At 33.1% G+C, this 21,451-nt stretch carries 21 protein-coding genes and 2 pseudogenes; 16 read left to right on the forward strand and 7 right to left on the reverse strand.

Annotated features, from left to right (window positions below):
* Window positions 1-21: 21 nt before the first annotated feature.
* On the forward strand, window positions 22-402 hold the full coding sequence (locus tag EV214_RS16330; protein WP_132247685.1) for a RidA family protein: 381 nt from the start codon (window positions 22-24) through the stop codon (window positions 400-402).
* A 76-nt stretch (window positions 403-478) separates the two neighbouring features.
* On the opposite strand, the gene EV214_RS16335 is transcribed toward EV214_RS16330, so the two are convergent.
* Both EV214_RS16335 and EV214_RS16340 read right to left on the reverse strand, forming a co-directional pair.
* The gene (locus EV214_RS16335; RefSeq protein WP_132247687.1) at window positions 479-1,357 is read right to left on the reverse strand and encodes a LysR family transcriptional regulator; all 879 of its coding nucleotides are present in this window, start codon (window positions 1,355-1,357) and stop codon (window positions 479-481) included.
* A 48-nt stretch (window positions 1,358-1,405) separates the two neighbouring features.
* Complete coding sequence (locus EV214_RS16340; protein ID WP_132247689.1) at window positions 1,406-2,827, reverse strand: sigma 54-interacting transcriptional regulator; 1,422 nt, start codon at window positions 2,825-2,827, stop codon at window positions 1,406-1,408.
* Between the two features lie 249 nt (window positions 2,828-3,076).
* Here EV214_RS16340 and EV214_RS16345 point away from each other — a divergent pair, with 249 nt between their 5' ends.
* From EV214_RS16345 to EV214_RS16360, 4 genes are read left to right on the forward strand one after another with little or no spacing between them, the layout of a single operon-like run.
* Window positions 3,077-3,655, forward strand: a complete 579-nt coding sequence (locus EV214_RS16345; RefSeq protein ID WP_132247691.1) for a 2-oxoacid:acceptor oxidoreductase family protein — start codon at window positions 3,077-3,079, stop codon at window positions 3,653-3,655.
* Complete coding sequence (locus tag EV214_RS16350) at window positions 3,652-3,960, forward strand: 4Fe-4S binding protein (RefSeq protein ID WP_132247693.1); 309 nt, start codon at window positions 3,652-3,654, stop codon at window positions 3,958-3,960. Before EV214_RS16345 ends, EV214_RS16350 begins: the two co-directional genes overlap by 4 nt.
* Before the next feature lie 14 nt (window positions 3,961-3,974).
* Window positions 3,975-5,156 (forward strand): pyruvate ferredoxin oxidoreductase, encoded by a 1,182-nt coding sequence (locus EV214_RS16355; protein ID WP_132247695.1) that lies wholly within the window; start codon window positions 3,975-3,977, stop codon window positions 5,154-5,156.
* A gap of 12 nt (window positions 5,157-5,168) precedes the next feature.
* Complete coding sequence (locus tag EV214_RS16360; RefSeq protein WP_132247697.1) at window positions 5,169-6,119, forward strand: thiamine pyrophosphate-dependent enzyme; 951 nt, start codon at window positions 5,169-5,171, stop codon at window positions 6,117-6,119.
* An 802-nt stretch (window positions 6,120-6,921) separates the two neighbouring features.
* Here EV214_RS16360 and EV214_RS16365 read toward each other — a convergent pair.
* Window positions 6,922-8,001, reverse strand: a complete 1,080-nt coding sequence (locus EV214_RS16365; protein ID WP_132247699.1) for a stalk domain-containing protein — start codon at window positions 7,999-8,001, stop codon at window positions 6,922-6,924.
* 397 nt (window positions 8,002-8,398) lie between these two features.
* On the opposite strand from EV214_RS16365, the gene EV214_RS16370 reads away from it, so the two are divergent.
* The 4 genes from EV214_RS16370 (at window position 8,399) to EV214_RS16385 (ending at window position 12,851) form a co-directional block, all read left to right on the forward strand.
* Window positions 8,399-8,719, forward strand: coding sequence for a helix-turn-helix domain-containing protein (locus tag EV214_RS16370; RefSeq protein WP_132247701.1), 321 nt, complete (start codon window positions 8,399-8,401; stop codon window positions 8,717-8,719).
* Between the two features lie 264 nt (window positions 8,720-8,983).
* Window positions 8,984-9,388, forward strand: a complete 405-nt coding sequence (locus EV214_RS16375; RefSeq protein ID WP_132247703.1) for a VOC family protein — start codon at window positions 8,984-8,986, stop codon at window positions 9,386-9,388.
* A gap of 770 nt (window positions 9,389-10,158) precedes the next feature.
* Window positions 10,159-12,057 carry an endonuclease MutS2 gene (locus EV214_RS16380; RefSeq protein WP_132247705.1) on the forward strand — a complete coding sequence of 633 codons (1,899 nt, stop codon included), beginning with the start codon at window positions 10,159-10,161 and terminating at the stop codon, window positions 12,055-12,057.
* Window positions 12,058-12,245: 188 nt separating this feature from the next.
* Window positions 12,246-12,851, forward strand: a complete 606-nt coding sequence (locus tag EV214_RS16385; protein ID WP_132247707.1) for a GNAT family N-acetyltransferase — start codon at window positions 12,246-12,248, stop codon at window positions 12,849-12,851.
* A gap of 222 nt (window positions 12,852-13,073) precedes the next feature.
* Here EV214_RS16385 and EV214_RS16390 read toward each other — a convergent pair whose 3' ends face one another.
* The 3 genes from EV214_RS16390 to EV214_RS16400 form a co-directional block, all read right to left on the reverse strand.
* Window positions 13,074-13,817 (reverse strand): ABC transporter permease, encoded by a 744-nt coding sequence (locus EV214_RS16390; RefSeq protein WP_132247709.1) that lies wholly within the window; start codon window positions 13,815-13,817, stop codon window positions 13,074-13,076.
* Window positions 13,804-14,535, reverse strand: coding sequence for an ABC transporter ATP-binding protein (locus tag EV214_RS16395; RefSeq protein WP_132247711.1), 732 nt, complete (start codon window positions 14,533-14,535; stop codon window positions 13,804-13,806). The genes EV214_RS16390 and EV214_RS16395 overlap by 14 nt, the downstream gene beginning before the upstream one ends.
* A gap of 62 nt (window positions 14,536-14,597) precedes the next feature.
* Window positions 14,598-15,362, reverse strand: coding sequence for a MerR family transcriptional regulator (locus EV214_RS16400; RefSeq protein ID WP_132247713.1), 765 nt, complete (start codon window positions 15,360-15,362; stop codon window positions 14,598-14,600).
* A 522-nt stretch (window positions 15,363-15,884) separates the two neighbouring features.
* On the opposite strand from EV214_RS16400, the gene EV214_RS16405 reads away from it, so the two are divergent.
* The 4 genes and pseudogenes from EV214_RS16405 (at window position 15,885) to EV214_RS16425 (ending at window position 17,010) form a co-directional block, all read left to right on the forward strand.
* Window positions 15,885-16,124 (forward strand): RNA polymerase sigma factor sigma-70 region 4 domain-containing protein, encoded by a 240-nt coding sequence (locus EV214_RS16405; RefSeq protein ID WP_165916429.1) that lies wholly within the window; start codon window positions 15,885-15,887, stop codon window positions 16,122-16,124.
* A 75-nt stretch (window positions 16,125-16,199) separates the two neighbouring features.
* Window positions 16,200-16,415, forward strand: a pseudogene (locus EV214_RS19755) (peptidoglycan recognition protein family protein); the annotation flags it as partial.
* A 135-nt stretch (window positions 16,416-16,550) separates the two neighbouring features.
* Complete coding sequence (locus EV214_RS16420; RefSeq protein ID WP_132247717.1) at window positions 16,551-16,781, forward strand: hypothetical protein; 231 nt, start codon at window positions 16,551-16,553, stop codon at window positions 16,779-16,781.
* Complete coding sequence (locus EV214_RS16425; RefSeq protein WP_132247719.1) at window positions 16,759-17,010, forward strand: hypothetical protein; 252 nt, start codon at window positions 16,759-16,761, stop codon at window positions 17,008-17,010. The genes EV214_RS16420 and EV214_RS16425 overlap by 23 nt, the downstream gene beginning before the upstream one ends.
* A 385-nt stretch (window positions 17,011-17,395) precedes the next feature.
* Here EV214_RS16425 and EV214_RS16430 read toward each other — a convergent pair whose 3' ends face one another.
* Window positions 17,396-18,361, reverse strand: coding sequence for a DUF6273 domain-containing protein (locus EV214_RS16430; RefSeq protein WP_132247721.1), 966 nt, complete (start codon window positions 18,359-18,361; stop codon window positions 17,396-17,398).
* Window positions 18,362-19,349: 988 nt separating this feature from the next.
* Here EV214_RS16430 and EV214_RS16435 point away from each other — a divergent pair.
* The 3 genes and pseudogenes from EV214_RS16435 to EV214_RS16450 form a co-directional block, all read left to right on the forward strand.
* Window positions 19,350-19,624: pseudogene (locus tag EV214_RS16435) on the forward strand (peptidoglycan recognition protein family protein); the annotation flags it as partial.
* A gap of 90 nt (window positions 19,625-19,714) precedes the next feature.
* The gene (locus EV214_RS16445; protein WP_132247725.1) at window positions 19,715-19,888 is read left to right on the forward strand and encodes a LysM peptidoglycan-binding domain-containing protein; all 174 of its coding nucleotides are present in this window, start codon (window positions 19,715-19,717) and stop codon (window positions 19,886-19,888) included.
* 34 nt (window positions 19,889-19,922) lie between these two features.
* Entirely contained in the window at window positions 19,923-21,206 is a 1,284-nt protein-coding gene (locus EV214_RS16450; protein ID WP_132247727.1) for a hypothetical protein, read from the forward strand.
* Window positions 21,207-21,451 lie beyond the last annotated feature (245 nt).

Raw genomic sequence — 21,451 nt, forward strand, 5'->3', positions numbered from 1 at the left:
AATTAATGAGGAGGTCGTGAAATGAACAGAAAAGCATATACTTCGCCAGGGGCAGTCGTTGTTGGACCTTATTCACAAGCGGTAGAATCTGGGGATATAGTGTTTATATCAGGTCAAACACCTTTGAATCCAGAAACAGGCTTGCTAGTGGAGGGTGGAATTGAACAACAAACAGAACAGTGCTTTATTAATCTAATCAAGGTTTTAGATGTTGCAGGATTGACCATGGATCATGTAGATAAAGTAAGTGTCTATTTAACTAATATGGATAACTTCTCTGGAATGAATGCTGTTTATTCAAAACAGTTTAATAGTCCTTATCCTGCTAGAACAACACTAGGAGTAGCTTCGCTGCCTATGAATGCTCAAATAGAAATTGAATTAATTGCGAGAAGAAAATAAATTTAAAACAGTTAAAGGGTTCTAGAGAAAATCTAGAACCCTTTCATTATTGACCCCAGTCTAAATAGAAATAAGATTATTTAACATGCTTGTTAATATAGGCAATAATGTGATTGTAGAGTTTTTTAGTGGCAGGTGAAAGCATTTGTTTTTGATTAGTGATAAGCCCAATCGTTCTAAATTCATTGGGCTTAAAGGGATATACTTTAATATCAAAGGATACCTTCTTTAAAATTAGTTCTGGTACCACACTAATACCTAAGCCGCTTTCAACAATTGCCAGAATAGATTGGTCGTCGTCAATAAAGAATTCAGGTTGTATAGAGATGTTGTATTTTTTTATAAATGAGATTGTGTCTGCGTTGTATCCTTCACGCTGTAAAACAAAGGTTTGATTTTGCATATCATCAATGGTGACGTATTGGGGGTTCTTTGGTAAAAAATCTTTTGGGGTAATACATAATAAGCGATCTTCAAAGAGAGGGTTTGCATGAAGGTCTTCGTTCACCGGTAAGCTGGCAAACCCTATATCTACAATGCCTACATTTGTCCAGTGGACAACATCTTCATAATCCCCTTGCATAATATTTATGTGAATCTTGGGATAGAGCTTTCGAAAGGATTTAACGATGCCAGGAATCCAATTGCTGCACACGCTACTGAAAGTTCCTATGACAACAGTTCCTTGTTCAAGTCCGTTAATTTGTGCGGCAACTTGTTGTAATTGCTCTTCTGCTATTAAAACAGATCTTACAGTGGGAATTAAATTCTCACCTTCTCGTGTAAGTTGAACACCTTTTCGGCTGCGTATAAAAAGCTGAAATCCTAAGGATGTCTCTAATGCAGCAATAGATCGACTTACGGCAGAAGGCGTTAAATTGACACTTTCAGCTGCCCTCATAAAACTTTGGTGTCTCACGACGGCATCGAATATTTTATATGAATAGAGTGACATAGAACGACTCCTCCTATTAAAATTTTAACAAATAGAAATTAGAAATAATTATCGATGATCGAAAGTCTTGGCAGTAGTTTTCTTTTTTAAAAAATACGCTATTTGATAATACGCAATAAAAATATCCTCTTCTTTTAACTTTGCTGAAATCTTTCTTGGCCCCAAGCCTTCTAAATTTAAACTAATAATCTTCGCCTGGACCTCTTCGTCAATCCTATATTTTGGCTTAGGCATTTCGACGCTATTGACCTCCTCAAATAATTCAAAAGGAAGATGTTTGGTTTCAACTAAGGTCGTAATCTTGTTTGTTTTTCCAATGTCAGAGATGAGTGGGGCGGCAGAATCGATACTAAAATTGATGACGTCACGAAACTGTCGTATATTTCTCGGATATTTGGCCTTTATGAGAATGTCTTTTGCTTCATCTGAAAAGCAAAGCTGATAAGTGATGGTGTGAATTTTTTCCACGGCTAGTCTATATTTATTGACAAAATGATCAAAAAGCAATTTTTTTTCATCCAGATCGCGTTCATCAAGAGATGGTATATGAATAGCATATTGTGCAAGTCTTTGATAAAGCTCAGGTAGCAGATGTGTTTTTAGATCTCTTGTTGAAGCAGCAATGATGATAACATCTGCTGGAATTTCATAAGTGCCACCTATTCTTCGAGTCGTTCCAGACTCTATGGCTTTGAGCAACAAATTTTGATATTGCTCCAGAGCATGGGCTTCATCTAAGAAAAGAATGCCACCATGGGCTTGTTCAAACAAGCCCTTTTTTTGACGAGAACCTGTATAAGCCCCAGCTTCACTGCCAAATATTTCAACTGCTGCTATGTCGGGATTGGTGAACTGAGCACAATTGACCTCAATGAAGGGCGCTTTCTTGTCAATGACACCGACTTGTTTCGCATAGTTATAGATGAGTTTTGCAAGCATCGTTTTCCCTGTCCCTGATTCGCCGCTAATAATGCTATGTCTTGGACCGCCTAAAGAGCCTACGGTACGTTTTGCTTGGGTGATGATACTGTTTAAACTGCCTTGTTTGCCAATAATGTCGAGAATGTCTTTCTCGGGTTTATTGATTTCTAAATGTACTTCAAGATAGCTTACTCGCTTGTTGAGTTCTTCAATATCACGGATATCTTTAAAAACGGAATAAGCGCCAATGAATTCACCATCACGGATAATCGGATAGGAGTTCACAATATACTTTTTATTGTTTACATAATGAATTTTCTCATCTAGAACAGGTTTTTGGGTTTTCAAAACCCGTAGCAAGACAGCTTCTTCATAAAAGTCCGTAATGGGTTTCCCAATCATATCCCTTGCCGTGGTATTGGCGTACTGGGCAGACATTCGATTGGCATAAATCACAAGGCCATTAGGATCAACAACATTAAATCCATCGTTGGAGTGATTAAGAATTTCTTCGAAAAGTTCACAATTATAAAGTTCGCTCATGTGCATTTGTGCCTCCTAACTATGAGTCAACATAATGATCAATCAAATGGAAGATGATGATTATTATTGTTAGAATTTTATTTTATTATTCGATTATACAGATATTATAACATTAATTCTAACAAAATGCTTAAAAACATGCTGGAAATCCTTGAAATTACACAAGTCTGTAATTGGCATAGATATTGCATATTAGTATAGTGAGTACTCAAATTTCAAAGCATGCTAAGTCAATCAATACAGGAGGGTTAAGGTGTGGCAAAAACAGTAGAAATTAGATGGCATGGAAGAGGTGGGCAAGGGGCCAAAACGGCATCATTACTTTTGGCTGAAGTGGCTTTCAATGCAGGAAACTTTGTTCAAGGATTTCCAGAATACGGGCCAGAACGGATGGGAGCGCCAATAACGGCGTATAACCGAATTAGCAATGAAAAGATAAGAGTTCATTCTAACATTTATGAACCGGATTATGTTGTGGTTGTAGATGAGACTCTTCTTGGCTCAGTAGATGTGACCGCGGGCTTAAAATCCAGTGGCGCAATCATCGTTAATACAGAGAAGTTACCAGCAGAAATACAAGGGCATCTTAGCGGATACATGGGAAAAATATGCACAATAGATGCACGAAAGGTCTCTCTAGAGACGTTGGGGAAGTACTTTCCAAACACCCCTATGTTAGGGGCAGTTGTAAAGGTAAGTGGCGTTATGGAAGAAGAAAAGTTTCTTAATGACATGAAAAAATCCTTTGCGCATAAATTTGCAACGAAACCTGAAGTCATTGAGGGCAATATTAAAGCAATTGAGATGTCCATGAAGGAGGTAAACGGCATATGAGAAATAAGCAAGGCAAGCTGATTACGTCTGAAATTAGTTGGAAAGATATCACCCCTGGAGGCATGGTATTTGAGTCAGGAAGTGCTAGGTATTTTAAAACAGGGGATTGGCGGACGATGAAGCCTGTTTTCAAAGCAGATCAATGTAAGCAATGTTTACTTTGTGTACCAACATGCCCTGACAGTTCAATTCCTGTTACAGCAGGAAAAAGAGAAGATTTCAATTTTGAACATTGTAAGGGTTGTGGTATTTGTGCAAAAGCATGTCCATTTGATGCAATCGATTTTATAAAAGATCAAAAGTAGGAGGGGAGGACTCAATGGCTATTAGAGAAAGCTTGTCAGGAAATGAAGCAATTGCTTTAGCAATGAAACAAATTAACCCAGATGTACTACCAGCATTTCCAATTACACCATCCACCGAGATTCCACAGTATTTTTCACAATATGTTGCAGATGGATTGGTGGACACCGAGTTTGTGACCGTAGAATCGGAACATAGTGCAATGTCAGCTTGTATTGGTTCTCAAGCGGCAGGGGCAAGAACATTTACAGCAACATCCTCTTGTGGATTGGCATTAATGTTTGAAATGCTTTACGTTGCAGCATCGTCGAGACTTCCGATTACCATAGCATGTGTCAATAGAGCCTTAACGGGACCTATCAATATCAATGCAGACCATAGCGACACCATGGGCGCAAGAGACTCAGGCTGGATTCAGTTGTATAGTGAAAACAATCAAGAAGCTTACGATAATTTCATACAAGCCGTAAGAATTGGAGAGCATAAAGATGTGATGCTTCCAGTGATGGTCTGCCAAGATGGATTTATAACGAGCCATGCAGTAGAAAATCTTGAACTGCTGGAAGATGAAGTTGTCAAAAAATTTACGGGGGAGTATGAACCAGAAGATTTTTTATTAAATGTTCAAAGACCAATCGCTGTCGGCCCATACGATACTGCAAATTTCTATATGGAACACAAACGACAGCAGGCAGAAGCTATGTCAAATGCCAAAAAAGTCATTCTTGAAGTCGCAGAGGCGTATAAGAAACTAACGGGACGAAACTATGGTTTCTTTGAAGAATATAGAATGGAAGATGCTGAAGCAGCCCTTGTCATTATCAATTCCACTGCAGGAACTGCAAAAGAAGCCATTGATAAAATGCGAATGGAAGGAAAAAAGGTTGGTCTTATTAAAATTAGAGTATTCCGTCCGTTTCCATTTGATGAAATTAAAAGTGCACTTCAAAATGTAACGGCTATTGCTGTAATGGATAGATGTGAAGGCTTCTCAGCTGCAGGTGGCCCACTATTCGTTGAAGTTCGTTCTGCAATGTATGATAGTTTAAAAAGACCATCCATGGTGAATTATATTTATGGGCTTGGGGGCCGAGATGTACGGGTTGAAGATATTGAAACCGTTTACAATGACTTGTTTAAGATTATTGAGTCAGAAGCAGTAGGGCAAATCTATCGCTATTTAAGTGTTAGAGAGTAGGAGGCGAAAAGAATGGCGTATAATTTTAAAAGTGAAATGAATAAACCAGAGCGATTGACGGGTGGACATAGAATGTGTGCAGGATGTGGAGCCCCAGTAGCAGTAAGAGGCGTTTTACGAGCATTAAAAGAAGAAGATCATGCAGTAATCGGAAATGCTACAGGCTGTCTTGAAGTGTCAACGTTTATGTATCCTTATACAGCATGGCAGGACTCTTTTATTCATAGCGCATTTGAAAATGCAGGTGCAACCATTAGTGGTGTTGAAGCTGCCTACAATGAAATGAAACGTAAAGGTAAAATTAAAGATACGCACAAATTCATTGCCTTCGGAGGCGATGGCGGTACTTATGATATCGGATTTCAATCTCTTTCAGGCGCCATGGAAAGAGGCCATGACATGGTTTATGTGTGTTATGATAATGGCGCTTATATGAATACAGGGATTCAACGTTCATCTGCTACACCGAAATATGCAGATACAACCACTTCGCCAATAGGAAAAGAAATAAATGGAAAGCAGCAATACAACAAAGATTTAACCGATATTATTGCTGCCCATAATATTCCTTATGTAGCACAAACAACTTTGTTCAAGAATTTTAAAGATATGCATGAAAAGTCTAAAAAAGCGATTTATACAGAAGGTCCGGCTTTTATGAATATTCTTGCACCTTGTCCAAGAGGCTGGAGATATCCAGAATCTGAACTGATGGAAATGTGCAGACTTGCTGTAGAAACTTGTTTCTGGCCATTGTTTGAGGTGATAAATGGGGAATGGAAATTAAATTACAGACCCCAAAACAAATTGCCGATTGAAGCGTTTTTAAAACCTCAAGGGCGATTCAAACATCTGTTTAAGCCTGGTAATGAACCTATGGTAGAAGAAATTCAGAAAGAAGTCGATCGCAAATGGGAAAAATTATTGATCAAATGCGGAGAACCTTTTGAACTTGGTATATAGTGTGATAGTGGCCTTATAGTTAAGTAGTTCGTTTTGTATAAATAGATATTTTAGATATTGGAAAATGGCAAATACTATCCCTTATCAATGAGGGTGGATTTGCCATTTTTTTATCAAGCGAAGTTGGGGTAGTACCACATGCCCATCAAGATAAGCTATTAAAACAGTTCTGCAAGAGTTGAAATGTCTATTTAGTGGACTGAAAATCTATACCAAAGTGGAATTTCTATGGTTTTTATTAGCAATGCTAATCGTGTCATTGATTTTATGGTACAGCAAACAAACCTACGAAAAAAATTAAAAATTTTAAAGACATAGGACTCAGAATATATTATAATTAAATTGCTTTTATGCGGCGAATCTACATGCTTTTTCTTGGTAGTTGTGCGAAACTCCAAGAATTTCAAAAAAGGTTTTTTGACCTTTTCGGTGTGATTTTCGCCCATTTTTCTTTATACAATTAGATATTTCTATCAGTAGTTTATAAACCATTGACGATGTTTTTATGAGATTTAAATATATTTTTTCAATATACTGCTTTATGATCTCAGCACTCTTGATCTCACTTGCCTTTCTTTTTAGCTGACTTCTCAACTTTTAACTGCTCGTGAGTTAGCAACTTGGAATGCTGTGGAATCAACTATTCTAATTCTATCAAAGTGTTCATCCCATATTGAAGGAATCTTAGAATCCGATAAAGTAGCACTGTTTAAGCGTCTTGTAAAAAATTTTGTTTCTATGAATTTAAGATCTAAATACGGTCAAGTTAAAAAAGGCTTTGCAGTATTCTGCAAAGCCTTTTTTAAAAGCTGATATAAGAGCTTATTTTATTAGAAGGAGTTTTCCAATAATAATATATACCGTCTGAAAAATGTATTAAAAAATCAAAGTCTATAAAAATCACATCATCTTTAACATCAATTTCTATATTACTTGTGTTACTCATATTAAAATCTCCAGTATTATCGATGATCTTTTTTTCTGGCAAGGATATTTGTACTTTATTTCCATCTTTTAATAATGAAATTATTTTATTGCTTTTATCAAATTGAAAATTACATCCTACATATTCTGATATTATTTTAAGTGGGACCATAACAACATGATCATTAATGGATTGTTTAATATAAGGAACTTCATTCTTTTGTATGAATAGTAATTGATTATTTATATAAATACTAGGTGCATTTCCATATAAGTCTTTAGGGTCATAATATTGTATATCTGAATTCTCTAAAGGGAAACTTTTACAAAAGATACTTAGATGATCAAATCCTTTTGGTTGATAGGATGTTTTAAATGGTTGTATACGAGAATCCCAAAACATTGAATTAGTATCTTTTTGTTCATATAACGAAGAGCCGTCTGAAATTATCAAGGAAAATCTTCCATCTGTAAGAATGTTGCCTTTTTCTTCTATATAAATTCCCGTTCCATATAGCCAATTAATTAAAAAGTCTAAATCTGTAAATGCAATACCATTTTTTATAGATATATTTTTTCCTTTAAGATCAGATCTAAAATATAAAGAAATATAATGGTTATCCATTCTTACCATTTTCTTTTCATCTTTTTCATCTACGAAAAATTCTATCGTCCTATTATTTTTTGTTGCTAATATCTTTCTTTCTTTTTCAATCCATGAAACCTTAAATGCTAGGCTTTCAAAAAAATTTTTAATAGGAAACATTAACACAACTTTATCAGCTTTAGGATCCACAGTACTAATTAGTTTGAATGGTTTTTCATTGTTATTTAGATATATTAATTTATTATTAATAAAACAAGGATAAGGATTGTTATTGTCATTAGCAAAAGAAAAAATATTATAATTACTTAATAAAGTAAATGCTATAATTGTTAAGAAAAATTTTTTTAACATAAATAAACACGCCCTTCTATGAAATTATTTTAAAACACTAGGCTTACCTTTGAAAAATCATAAAAAACCAATTTGAATTCTAAATAGCTATATTGTTCATCATTAACCATTAGTTTTGTGCCTAATCAATGTTTAATTATATCACAAACTCATCCCAATTATTAACATATTTTCAACTTTTATAGGTATGTTCATCCTATCGAAAAAAGCCGAAAACATTATAAATACCAAATTATAAAAATAAAATGCCTAAAGATGTTATATCTTATATTGCAAAGCAGCTTGGACTTAAACATACTCTCTTTGACAAATACGATTGGCATGGCCGTTCTATTAAATATTATAATATACTCAGGTAGTTAGACACAAAATCTAAAAAATAAGATAAACTAGAAACATGACTACTAAACGAAAAAACTGGATCCCAGAAGAAAAAGCTAAGATTGTACTTGAAGTTCTTCGAGAAGAAAGTACCTTGGCCGAAATCGCAAATAAATATGGTACAAGCCAACAATTAATCAGTAGATGGAAGTTCGAGTTTCTTTCCAATATGGCTATTGTCTTTGACAAGAAGACCAACGGGATTGAAAAACTTAAACAAGCGCATGAGGCAGAAAAGGAGGTCCTCGTAAACAAAATTGGACAACTTACACTGGATGTTGATTGGCTTAAAAAAAAACAAGTTCAAATCTCGGAAATGAAGACAAGAAAGCGCTAATCGAGAGGGCAGGATCAAAGTTGACCATGAAGCGTTATAACTATGAACGTGGCCATCAAGGTCTTGATAACTACACCCCGAGTGATCTTTATGATTCAATACAAAAAATCGCTGTATAGCTTACTAAAACACGAGAGGAGGATTTATCTTAAAAAATCGATTTTCGTGTCTTGACAAGCGGGGACATTATACACAAGTTGTTTCATACTTGTATAAAACTACGAAACAATATTTTGCAATTAAGTTACTTAAGGAGATGTTATTATGCGCATAAAAATGCTGCATCATGTATGTATTCAAACGGAAAAATATGAAGAATCACTTGAATTTTATACTAAAATTTTAGGCTTTGAATTAGTTAAAGAAACTGCAAATTTTCATAAACGAGATTTCAATACATGGTTAAGATTGGGAACATTCATGATTGAATTACAGACTGGCAAAAAGGGAGATAAATTAAAAAATTGGAGTCCATTGAATGAAGGAATCGTCCATATGTGTTTTTTAGTGGATAATGTTCAAGAAGAATTTGATAGGATAAAAAAATTAGGATATACAACCTTCAAGATTAAAAATGGAGAGATCGTATATAAAGTTGAAGATGGCTATTTATTTAAAATTAAAGCACCAGAAGGTACAGAAATTGAAATAAGAGATTTACCCCTATAGCGTAGTACCCGAAGAGCTGTCACGAAGGGCAAAGTAGATTACAAATAATGTGAATATAATCTGCTTGGATGTATTAAAAACATGCTTCTGTTACTTTGATATAAATTGCGTGTAACAAAGTTATTTCAATGCATTCATATATTTTGAACGAAATAGTAAAATGAAATTATATTCATATTTAATATATTTATGAATGTAAAATTTGATCAGATGCAAGATAATCAGGTATCACTACGAGCATACCGTTTGTGTTGGAATATTGAAATAATTTTTTATCAACATAAATTTGCTATTGAACAGTATGCAACCAAACAACAAATTGACAATCTACAATTTGTTAGTATATACTATAGATAAATATAAGAGGAGGTTGTTTTGTGAGTGTAGTTGTTCTTAACTAAATGAATTTAATAAACATCTTAAAATTTTGAAAACCCGTTTACTTGGGTCTATTTGTTGTACGTTTAAGATGTGATTAAGTTAAGAACACGGATAGCTAATCTTATAAAACATACCCTTAATAGGCTTTATTTTAAGGGACTCTTTATACTATTATTTGCTATTAAAGCCGTGCTTTGCACGGCTTTTTTTATGCAAAAAAATACTATAAAAAATGAAATGATATAAGGCTATAGGTGTATTCTGTTTACCTATAGCCTTTATTTTTTGGAGGGATGAACGATGTTAGATGTTAAAAAGGAAATTTTAAAAAGTACAAGAGGTATTAATATGATAATGAATACTAAGATTAAATCTAGGGAGGGAATGCAATGAATGCGTCTACATTTGAAAAACTACAATTAAATGAAGTAAAGGAATTAGTAAAAGTGCATTGTGCCAGTTCACTTGGCAAAGAACTAATCGATAAGCTCAATCCCAGTGGTAAAAAAAATATCGTTAAACAAAGATTAAATGAAAACAAAGAAGCCAGAAAGATAATAGAAAATAGCAATCACATACCCTTAGAAGGTCTATCCAATGTAAATACACTTATAGATAAGATTGAAAAAGGGATGATCTTAGACCCACATGAACTTATAAAAATACAAGATTTTTTAAGAGGCAGTAGGAAAATACAGTCCTTTATGTTTGATATGCAATTTTATGCACCTACATTAAGTGCATATGCTTTAAATATAACAGGGTGTGAAAATATAGAAAGTGAAATAGACGCTTGTATAAAGGGAAATAAGGTAGATTCACAAGCTAGTAAAGAACTGAAAAAAATAAGAAGAAATATAGAAGTAACTGAAAATAAAATAAAAGAACGATTAAATAAATTCTTAATGGCCAGTGGCAACAAACAGTATATTCAAGAGTTTGTTGTAAGCAAAAGAAACGGTAGATATGTCATTCCAATAAAAGCATCTTATAAAAATGAAGTGAATGGCGTTATACTAGATACCTCAGCAAAAGGAAATACCGTATTCGTAGAACCACAAAATATATCCAAGTTTAGCGTAGCGTTGATTTGTTTACAAAGTGAAGAATCTATAGAAGAAAATAAGATATTGTCTTATTTAACAGAGCTAATATTTGCAGAAATAAAAAATATTAAATTAAACATAGAAGTAATAGCAGCGTACGACATGGTCTTTGCAAAGGCGAAATATAGCCAAAATATAAATGGAATGACACCAAAAATAAATGATCAAGGCTATATAAAAATAGTTAATGGGAAACATCCCTTGTTAAAAGGAGACATTGTACCCCTTAATGTAGAAATAGGAAAAAATTATAGAAGTTTGCTAATTACAGGGCCCAATGCAGGAGGGAAAACCGTTTCGTTAAAAACCGTAGGCCTTTTGACATTAATGGTTCAATGTGGATTTGATATATGTGCAAGTGAAGATACTGTAATCAATGTATTTGAAAAAGTATTCGTTGACATAGGCGATAATCAAAGTATAGAAAACGCCCTTAGTACCTTTTCTTCACATATACAAAATATTGCACAAATAATGAATTTAACCAATCATTGCACCCTTGTTTTATTGGATGAGATTGGAAGTGGCACTGAACCAAATGAAGGTGCAGCACTTGCTATAGCCATCCTTGAAGAAGTTTACAAAAAGGGATGTATCACCATGGCATCTACCCATTATGGAGAAATCAAAAAGTATGCACAACTTCATCCAGAATTTGAAAATGCAGGTATGATGTTTGATAAAGATACATTACAACCACTATATAAGCTAACCATAGGAATGTCTCAAGATAGTAATGCCCTTTTTATCTCTAAAAAAATGGGTATCAAAGATAAGGTATTAAAAAAAGCGAAAGAATATATGGATGATAAAAACTATCATTTTGATTTGGTTAAAAGAAGTAAAATAGAGTCATCTGAGAAAAAATCTGAAGAAGAAAAAGAGATCCCTGTTTATGAAATAGGAGATAAAGTGAAATTATTAGATGAAGATGATTTTGGGATCATCTATGCGCCTGTAAACAAATTTAACAATGTAAAAGTTCTATACAATGGTAAATTTGTAGAGTTAAATGTAAGAAGAATAGCGCTACATTTAAGGGCTACAGAGCTATATCCAGAAGGGTATGATTTAAATAGTTTGTTTGTAAGTTATAAAGAAAGAAAACTAGATAGAGATATTGAAAGAGGATCTAAAAAAGCGTTGAAGAAAATTCAAAAGGAAATGAAACAAAAGAGATAGGTATAACCAGAAGAATTTAACAAAGTTATGACAATTTTTCTAAAAAATTAATTATATACAAACTACTTCCCAATTAAATATATAGCAGGGGTGTAAGGATATAAACGTTATTCCTTATTATATAATTGCACCCTTTTAGATTAAAGGATGAAATAGTTTCTATATATATTAAAGGAGATAGATTAAAAATGAATAGATCAATTAGATTAGAAAATCAAAATGATTTTAGAAATGTAGAAAACATGACAAGAGAGGCATTTTGGAATTTATATCGACCTGGTTGTGTGGAACATTTTATTATTCATAAAATCAGAAAGATAAGTGCATTTATCAAAGAATTGGACTTTGTTGCATGTGATGAAGATATAATTGTTGGCAATATAATTTACTCAAAAGCAAGGGTCGTTAATAAAAATAAGGAAGAATTTGAAGTTCTATGTATGGGGCCTCTTGGAGTATTGCCTACTTATCAAGGTAAAGGAATTGGAACTTTACTTATGAAACACTCTATTAAAGTTGCCAAGACATTAGGCTTTAATGCAATTGTTATTTTTGGTAATCCAAATTTTTATCATCGCTTTGGCTTTAAAAATGCTAAAGAGTATAATATTCAAACATCTTTAGGGGCTAATTTTGAAGCTTTTATGGTATTAGAATTATATGAAGGTTCTTTAAAAGGAATTTCAGGCAAGTACTACGAAGATTCTGTTTTTGAAATAGATAATGAGGAATTAAATATTTTCGATAAACAGTTTCCCTATAAAGAAAAACGAATTACGGATACTCAATTCTGATGGTTGATAACAAGTTGTAAAATAGTTAATTGATAATATTTAAAGTGCGAATTTGTAAGTTATTCGCACTTTTCTTAAATTGTGAACTAAATTTAAAATTAGTCACCATTATTGTACAGTTTACCGTGTTAGTAGCGAGGGATATAGTTTTACTACATCCCTTCTTAGAATTGTATATTAAAAAAATCCAATCTTATTTCTGAAATAATACGATATTTGCTATTATTCCCATTTGAAAAATCGAAGCGCTACACCCGTACATATTACCCCAAGCGCAATCATTACAATAATGGGCATCATCACACTATCTACCGTCAAACCAAGTGAAGCCGCCTTTAAAAGCTTTATTCCTTGTGTTAAGGGTAATATATTGGAACACTTTTGAAGTGCTGTTGGCATAATTTCATAGGGCAGCGTTGCTCCTGAAAAAATCAACATAGGAAAATATAATATACTTGCTGCAACACTTGCTGTCTTTAAATTGGGAGCAATTCCTCCTACCATAATGCCTATACTAAACATAGATCCCATTACCAAGAAATAGGCACCTAAAAACTGAAGCCAGGAGCCATTGAAGCGAAACCCAAAGAAAATCGCTGCGGTGGCATAAACAAGTATAAGTGAAGCAATAGCATAAAATGCATAAATTACTACCTGCACTGCTAAAATTACAGCAGGACTTATAGGTGTTACTTTAAACCTCTTTAGAATTTTTTTATGACGATAGTCGGACACCACCAGTGGTAATCCCATGACACCCCCTGCACATATTGCAATTGTAGTGATAGCTCCAAATGATTGTTCTAAAAAAGTGTATCCTGCACCATCAAAGACTAATTTATTTCCGTAGATAATACCAAGAAGTATTGTTACCACTACCGGCATGCAAATTGCAAAAATAAACATATCCATCCCTCGAAGGGACAATTTCAGTTCTGTTTTCAACATGGTTCTAAATGCTCTCACGATCATCTTCCTCCTCGTCTGTATACCATAAATAAGCTTCCTCAAATTTTTCATATGGGCTTTCTACAATTGCTTCCTGCACCGTTCCATAGAAAATACTTTTTCCTTTTTTAAGAATACAAATCCTATCACACAATGCTTCTACCTCATCCATAAAATGCGAAGTTAAAAAGATAGTAAGTCCTTTCTTTTTTAAATCCAACAGTCCTTTCCATACCGCTCTCCTTGCTCTAGCATCAAGTCCTGTTGTTAGTTCATCTAAAAACACAACTTCTGGGTTAGGAATTAAGGCAAGTATAATAAATAAGCGCTGCTTTTGCCCTCCTGAAAGCTCACTCACTTGATTTTTACATTTATCCGAAAGACCAAACTGTTTTAACAATTCTAAATAATCTGCTGGCTGTTTGTAAAGGGCTTGTGTTACTTTACAAAGTTCTGCTACTGTTAGTTTATCTTGATAGCTTGATTCTTGAAATTGAACTCCAACTTTCTGATATAATTTCTTTCTTTGTTTTTGTGGATGCATTCCTAAAATAGAAATTGAGCCGCTATCAAATTCCTTTGTACCTAAAACACATTCAATGGTTGTACTTTTTCCAGCTCCATTAGCACCAAGTAATCCGAACACTTCTCCGCTTTTAACTGATATGCTAACGTTATTTACAGCCTGTATATTTCCATATGCTTTGCATAAGGCATGAATTTTAACTGTTTCCATGTATAAACCCCCTCCTATTTTTTAATATATAAAAGAGAATAACACCATAATAAAGTCTGGTGTTAAACTGTAGGGTTTATATTAAATTTTTCTTGCATGTCTTTTAACTGACTTAAAACACAATTTGCATTTAATTCCGCGTTACTTAGCGAAGTAAGAAGCTTATCGCATGCTGTTACAATATCTTCATCAGCTTTTGGTGTATTGAGAACCTCTCGTACATCGATTTCTGAATTATTCGATAGGGCACTTACCATACGCAAAATTGCTGCAAGTGAATAATTTGCACAACGTAAAGAGCGTATTATCTTTAATAATTGAATATCATTTTTAGTATATACCCTATATCCATTTTGTTTTCTTTTTACAAAAATCAACCCATTCATTTCCCAATTTCTTAACGTATCTATGGTAACTTTTAAGGAGTCTGCAGTTTGTTTTCTTGTGAAAGCTATCTCCTTTTCTTTCTCTTGTATACCAGAGAGTAATTTTTTTGTAATTTCTATAGCCTCTTCTGCATTCTTCTGTTCTATTTTAACTTGATTTATATAGTTATTTGTATATGCAATTGCCTTTTTAAATTTACCTTGGGCGGATAATTTAATAATATTAATTATATTTTTCCTAAGACCACTTTGCAACACCTCAACTTTAAGTGCTGTCCTGGCCAGCTTAAATTGTGCAATATGAAAATCCAAAAAAACTCGATATCCATTGGATAATCTTTGAGGTTTAGGTATTAATTCTAGTTTTTCATATAACCTCACTGTATTAGGGTGGATGCCTATTACCTTTGCTACCTGTGCTGTCTTATATTTATTTTCCATAACATCTTCACCTCCATTTATCCTTATTATAATACAGGTTTAAAGTCTGGTGTTATAGTGTATACTTTATCATTTACAAACTTATCAAAGAATCAGATACATAAAATCTATATTTGGGGTAGTACCAGCGAAGCTGTCACCAGGGGCAAAGTATTTTACATAAAATGTAAAAATTCAATTCTATAACAAATTAGCCTTCTCCTTCATTTTTTCCTTATCACCTTTTCCACTTCTGATGCTCATTTCTCTTGCTGTTAAATTCAAAGCTTCAGATATTCTAAGTCCTGAGTAAGTTAGTAGCGTAACGATGGCATAATCTCTTTTATATCCTTTTTACTAATATCCGTAGGACTCGCTCCAGTGGATTGACTCTTTATGTGATCCTTCTTTGAAACGATCATATGCTCCTGTATGTTTTCATCTACCAAAAATTCATTAAATTTAATAAGGGCTGCTAGTTTTATACATAAGTATTTAAGAAATAGATCATTAGATTTATTTAGAAAATATGAATTAAGATATATGCCTTGGGTTGAAATGAATGATGACCTATTAAGTGATGAAAACATACCAGATATAGAAAGTACTGTTTTTATATCTATGTTACTAGACGCTTTAATTCCACTTCAGAGAGAAGTTATTCTTAGAAAGTTCATATATGGATTTTCTGACGCTGAAATAGCTGGAAGAAAAGATAATAGAACTGGCCGGAAGGAATGGTATATGGGCAAGTCTACAGGGGCAGGCCTGAAAACACCATAGGAGCTCACTATAAAGACTACAATCAAAGTTCTTTAGGAATATGCCTACAAGGGGGTTAATTTTGAAGTAGAAAAAGTATCTAAGAATCAATTAGAAGCTCTTATACAACTATGCCAGTACCTATGTAACAAATATGGTATACGCACTATAAAAGGTCATAGGGAGTTAAAATCTACTTCCTGTCCTGGACTAAACTTTCCGTTAGCGGAAGCTAAACAAATGGTATTCAGTGTCTTAGTGAGCGATCGTAGCTTTGATACCTATACTGTAAATCCAGGAGATACCTTATAGTCTATATCAAAATCATTTAACATGACAGTTGATGAACTCATGCAGTTGAATGGTTTGAAGGGTAATTTGATCTATCCAAATCAAGTATTAAGGGTTATATGAAAAATAAAAAACAAATGAAAAGGGGAGATTTGAATGATTTCAAACAGTTTTGGAAAATATTCATACAAAAAAGAATATGTATACAATGGCATATATCGATACAAAATAACAAAAGGAAGTAAAACTATTACAACCCCACTTATTCAAGATGACTACAGCAGTAATGATAGCGCAACTAGGAGAATAGCAGAGCATGCTAAAAATTTCAAATATTATGTGGATAATGGAAGAAATGCAGCCGGTGGCTGGATGGATGGATGCTGAAGGGCTTTCCTTATTTGGAAGCAATGAAAAATTAGCAACAGCATTGTATGTTATAACACATGCCGTTAATGATGAAAAAACAACGTCAGAAAAAGTAATCGACATTCTAAAAGGGACTATATCATTTATTCCCGTTCCAAATGGATTTTATTGGGGAGATGTAGCTGTTTCGATAGCAAACCTACACAATCTTTCAGTTGAGTTTGATAGATTAAGAGATTTAGTATAAAAACAATAAAAACTGCTGTACGATAATTTTAAAATTATCGTACAGCAGTTTTTATTTAAACATTACATGGTATAATAGTATATATTTGTAATTTTATAAGGAGGATTACTCTTTAGTGGATATTTCTTTATTTTAAAATTTTTATTCATTATTTTAGGATTACTAATGCTACAAATTGCTGTAAATCACTTTATTTTTCCAGGCAAATTAAGATGGTTTCCTTATTTCAATAGGCCATTTAAAAAAGAGCACTCTCTATCAGAATCAATAATTTTAGGAATATTTTCTGTTATTCTAATGCGTTTATTATTTTTTTTAATAATAAAATTATCTTAAATATAATTCTGTACATTCTTATCCGGGATCATTTTTCTTGTAGTAACTCTTACCATTCTTTCTCTCCAGAAACCCCTTTTGCTACATATGGATCTGACTTAATACCAGAACCAGATTGGAAAATTGCAGATGATATATTCAATGATAGCGCTGGTCTAATCCCTCCACGTCCACCAAAAGATGCAAAATAGTCAAAGATAGAACCATCGTTTTTGACCATACGTACAAAAGAAGGGCCAGTAGGGGCATCACTAGGAGTCCGCAACCAATAGCTCCAGTTATATTTAGCATCTAATTTAATATCTTTTATTGGAGAATGATTAACTGCTTCTTTAGTGGGCTTTCCTATATAATATTCTTTTCCCAATATTCTTCTATTTTTCCATACGTAGTCATGCAATTCCTTTACAGATAATAAAAATACATTGTCTTCTACCATTTCATAATATACATTATCATAATTTTGCACTACTGAGCCTATTTTAGAATATAAAGTAAGCATACGCTCTCCACCGTTTTTTTTATCTTTATCTATATTATCTAATAAAGATTTATGAATAATTGGTTTTATAATATTTCTCTCATTTACTGTAAAGTTTTCATCTGCCAAAAATCCTTGTTCATTTTCATAAGGACTATATCCATCAAACATATTTTCCTTTGATGGTGGATTTTGTATCCAGTTTATTGTATTTGCTTTTTCGTCGCTATTTAACCATTGTCTAATATTTGAATTTTTCCAATAGTTACTACCATTACCTTTTCTACACTCATCACTATGATAATTACCGGCTGCATCAAATGCTTTTAAAGATATTATTTTATCTGAAAAAAGCAAAGGATCACCATTTCCATCTATGTTTATCACTCTCCAAAGTATCGGGACATCGTTGTATTTTCCAAATTGTATATAATCTCCTGTTTTCAGATCTATAGCTTGCTGATGCCCACATCCTGCCATAAAGCCAGAAATAAGCAAGATGCATAGTATACTTGCAACAAATTTCTTTTTCATAACTGCTCCTTTCGATTTTAAAAAGACTTAATACTCACCAAACATTAGTTTAACATATAAATTATTCAAATCTATTTTAACATTATCACCAAATATCAGCTCAAAAACATAATACGAATGAAAAGCCTAAAAATGTAAACAAATTCAATAACTTCGAACAACGGTCTTCTAAATACAGCAAAGAAGAATTAGAAAAACTGTTTAGAAATAATAAATAAATTTGCCCCTAGATCACCCTAGGGGTTTGCTTATACCCTAAATCTTAATTAATTTCATCCTACAACCTCATAAAATTATTTTAAGACCTTTTCTAAACGTGACAATATTTTGTATACATTGTCATATTTCCATGCCTTATAGGGGCGGAATATGCATCTCAAGTACTATTGTGTTACTATTGGAGGTTTATTACACAGTCCATTTTTTTAGTGATTTTTCAAAAACAAACATTTATATTTGTAAACGAGTTTAAAATGTTTAGGGGGTGGTTTGGAGAATGCCCCTCCATCATAAAGCCCTTAACCAACTATCTTTTGAACTTGCTAGGATCTTAAGTTATTGAATGTATTGTGATCCATATCAACTACTGATCAGTGTAATAAAAAAAGTTTCATGGAGCGGCACGAAACTTTTTAAAATAACTCTAACAACATATTCTATAAAAAATAATGTTATGTTGTATTCAAATCGTTGAAGATATAAAAAATTATGTTTTTAAAAAAATGCTTAGGATAGGTATTTTACTTGACTGTAGCAATTAATTTCTAATTTTTTAAAAAAAATTTAAATTAGAGGTTTACATTTTGGCTCTAAAAGTTGTCTTTAATAGATGTAAGGTACTTAACCGGTTAAACCTTTCAAATGAAAAAGGTGTGTGAGCAGGATGAACATCATAGAAACAAACTTAGGATTTAAAAAGGGTGGCGCCAACGAAATCAAGTCTGATTTCCGTTGCTTAAATGATCTTAAAAAAATGAATAAGCCTTCTATGATCGTCATTCATCATGCTGCACATAGTAGTGCAACTGTAGATGATATACATAGGTGGCATAAACAAGAAGGATTCCGTGGATTTGGATACCACTTTCTTATCACGAAAGATGGACAAGTCTACAGGGGCAGGCCTGAAAACACCATAGGAGCTCACTGTAAAAGCTACAATCAAAGTTCTTTAGGTATTGCCTACAAGGTAACTTTGAAGTAGAAAAAGTATCTGAAAATCAATTTGAAGCTCTTATAGAATTATGCCAGTACCTATGTAACAAATATGGTATACGCACTATAAAAGGTCATAGGGAATTAAGATCTCCAACTTGCCCTGGACTAAACTTCCCTTTAGCGGAGGTTAAACAGATGGTATTGAGTATCTTAGGTAGCGATCGTAGCTTTGATACTTATACTGTGAAGGCAGGAGATACGCTATGGTCTATAGCAAAATCATTTAACATGACAGTTAATAAACTGATGGAGTTAAATGGTTTGAATAGTAGTTTGATCTATAAAGGTCAAGTATTAAGGATTATATGAAAAATAAAAAACAAGCGAAAAGGGGAGATTTTTAATGGGTAATTATTCAAGCGGACCAGATCCATATATTCGTAGAATTAAAACTTATGATGATGAGCCATTTACAACAGGACAGATTGCTGAATTTGCTGTTTGGCCTAGAAATTATGGAAATAAAGCTGCTAAGAATTGTAAAGTAATTATTAGCGGTGAGAATATTAATACTATTACACTAGAGGCTAAGACATTAGGGCCTGAGGGAGAGAGTAAAAAGTTACCTGTAGATATTACAGGATATAAACCAGGCACATTTAAACTAAAATTTGAAGTAATATGCGACGATGAAAAAAGTAAATATAAAGGTGATAACGTAGAATACAAAGAGTATACATGGGTAGGTGCTGATATGTCTCATATGTTGGATAATAACAATGGGAATGACGACGATGATGATATTAGCTTTGAAGTAATTGAAAAAACAACTAGAAATGAGAGTGAAGAATTTTCTCAATTAATTGAAGATGATAATGATGTTGATGGAAGAGTAGATGATCGTGGAGATGTCGATTGGTATAAGGTGAAATTCAAAAAGAGTGGAAAAGCAAATTTTTGGGTAAGACCAAGACATGAAGATTTAGATGTAGATATTGCTATATTTAAGGCTAAGTCCAGTAATGGAAGTTTATACAATGGTATTGAACCTGCTGGTAAAGATGGCGAATCAAATAGGTCTAGAAAGAAAGCAGGAGAAGATGATTTAGTAAGTATTACTGTAGAAGCAGGAATGTATTACTATATAAAAATATCACATTATGGTAAGATTCCATCAGGTAGTAAGGGTGATAAATACTGGTTAAGATGCAAATTAAATGACGGAGAAGATACTAGCAATAGAAGTAAAAAAACATATAACTCTATTATTGATGGATTTAAAGTTGAAACAAATCCTAAGTATCAAAAGAGAAATGGAAATACTTATTGTAATGTATTTGCTATGGATATTATGGATGCAATGGGAGTTCCATATGGTGGACATAAAAATGCTAATGGATTAGCTGATTGGTTTAGTAAGGAAGGACATAGTAATGGATGGAAAAATGTAACACCTAAAGAAGCAGCAGCATCTGCAAACATGGGTAAGCCTACTATAGTCATATGGAAAAATCCTGATGGGCATGGTCATATCTCAGTAGTTAGACCGTATAACCCTAGTCAACCAAAACATTATTCAGGAGTTTATATTGCTCAAGCCGGAACTTCTAATTTTAATTATAAACCGATAACATATGGTTTTGGTAAGAGTAAAATTCCTCAATTAAAATACTATACACACGAATAAGCATATTTATAACAAAAGGGCTGTCTTGAAATGAGACAGTTCTTTTGTATCTCATTGAAGGGAAATAGTAAAAAATAAAGAATATGGTATAGTGATAAAATATTGTTTACAGGAGGCTATCAATGTTAAAAAAAATTAGTATAATTGTTCTACTATATATATCGTATAAATGAAACTACATGCGGACGCACAATCTATTGATTACAGTTTTTGGTATTTGATTTGCCCAATTGATAAACCATTGT

The sequence above is a fragment of the Marinisporobacter balticus genome, assembly GCF_004345705.1.
In the GTDB taxonomy this organism is placed as follows: Bacteria; Bacillota; Clostridia; order Peptostreptococcales; family Thermotaleaceae; genus Marinisporobacter; species Marinisporobacter balticus.

Excerpts from the sequence above, each read along its gene's own strand:
- EV214_RS16340 (WP_132247689.1), bottom strand. The coding sequence starts at position 2,827 with ATGCACATGAGCGAACTTTATAATTGTGAACTTTTCGAAGAAATTCTT.
- EV214_RS16380 (WP_132247705.1), top strand. The coding sequence starts at position 10,159 with ATGAATGCGTCTACATTTGAAAAACTACAATTAAATGAAGTAAAGGAA.
- EV214_RS16355 (WP_132247695.1), top strand. The coding sequence starts at position 3,975 with ATGGCTATTAGAGAAAGCTTGTCAGGAAATGAAGCAATTGCTTTAGCA.
- EV214_RS16360 (WP_132247697.1), top strand. The coding sequence starts at position 5,169 with ATGGCGTATAATTTTAAAAGTGAAATGAATAAACCAGAGCGATTGACG.
- EV214_RS16375 (WP_132247703.1), top strand. The coding sequence starts at position 8,984 with ATGCGCATAAAAATGCTGCATCATGTATGTATTCAAACGGAAAAATAT.
- EV214_RS16405 (WP_165916429.1), top strand. The coding sequence starts at position 15,885 with ATGCCTTGGGTTGAAATGAATGATGACCTATTAAGTGATGAAAACATA.
- EV214_RS16370 (WP_132247701.1), top strand. The coding sequence starts at position 8,399 with ATGACTACTAAACGAAAAAACTGGATCCCAGAAGAAAAAGCTAAGATT.
- EV214_RS16430 (WP_132247721.1), bottom strand. The coding sequence starts at position 18,361 with ATGAAAAAGAAATTTGTTGCAAGTATACTATGCATCTTGCTTATTTCT.
- EV214_RS16450 (WP_132247727.1), top strand. The coding sequence starts at position 19,923 with ATGGGTAATTATTCAAGCGGACCAGATCCATATATTCGTAGAATTAAA.
- EV214_RS16335 (WP_132247687.1), bottom strand. The coding sequence starts at position 1,357 with ATGTCACTCTATTCATATAAAATATTCGATGCCGTCGTGAGACACCAA.
- EV214_RS16385 (WP_132247707.1), top strand. The coding sequence starts at position 12,246 with ATGAATAGATCAATTAGATTAGAAAATCAAAATGATTTTAGAAATGTA.
- EV214_RS16395 (WP_132247711.1), bottom strand. The coding sequence starts at position 14,535 with ATGGAAACAGTTAAAATTCATGCCTTATGCAAAGCATATGGAAATATA.
- EV214_RS16330 (WP_132247685.1), top strand. The coding sequence starts at position 22 with ATGAACAGAAAAGCATATACTTCGCCAGGGGCAGTCGTTGTTGGACCT.
- EV214_RS16365 (WP_132247699.1), bottom strand. The coding sequence starts at position 8,001 with ATGTTAAAAAAATTTTTCTTAACAATTATAGCATTTACTTTATTAAGT.
- EV214_RS16420 (WP_132247717.1), top strand. The coding sequence starts at position 16,551 with ATGATTTCAAACAGTTTTGGAAAATATTCATACAAAAAAGAATATGTA.
- EV214_RS16400 (WP_132247713.1), bottom strand. The coding sequence starts at position 15,362 with ATGGAAAATAAATATAAGACAGCACAGGTAGCAAAGGTAATAGGCATC.
- EV214_RS16350 (WP_132247693.1), top strand. The coding sequence starts at position 3,652 with ATGAGAAATAAGCAAGGCAAGCTGATTACGTCTGAAATTAGTTGGAAA.
- EV214_RS16445 (WP_132247725.1), top strand. The coding sequence starts at position 19,715 with ATGGTATTGAGTATCTTAGGTAGCGATCGTAGCTTTGATACTTATACT.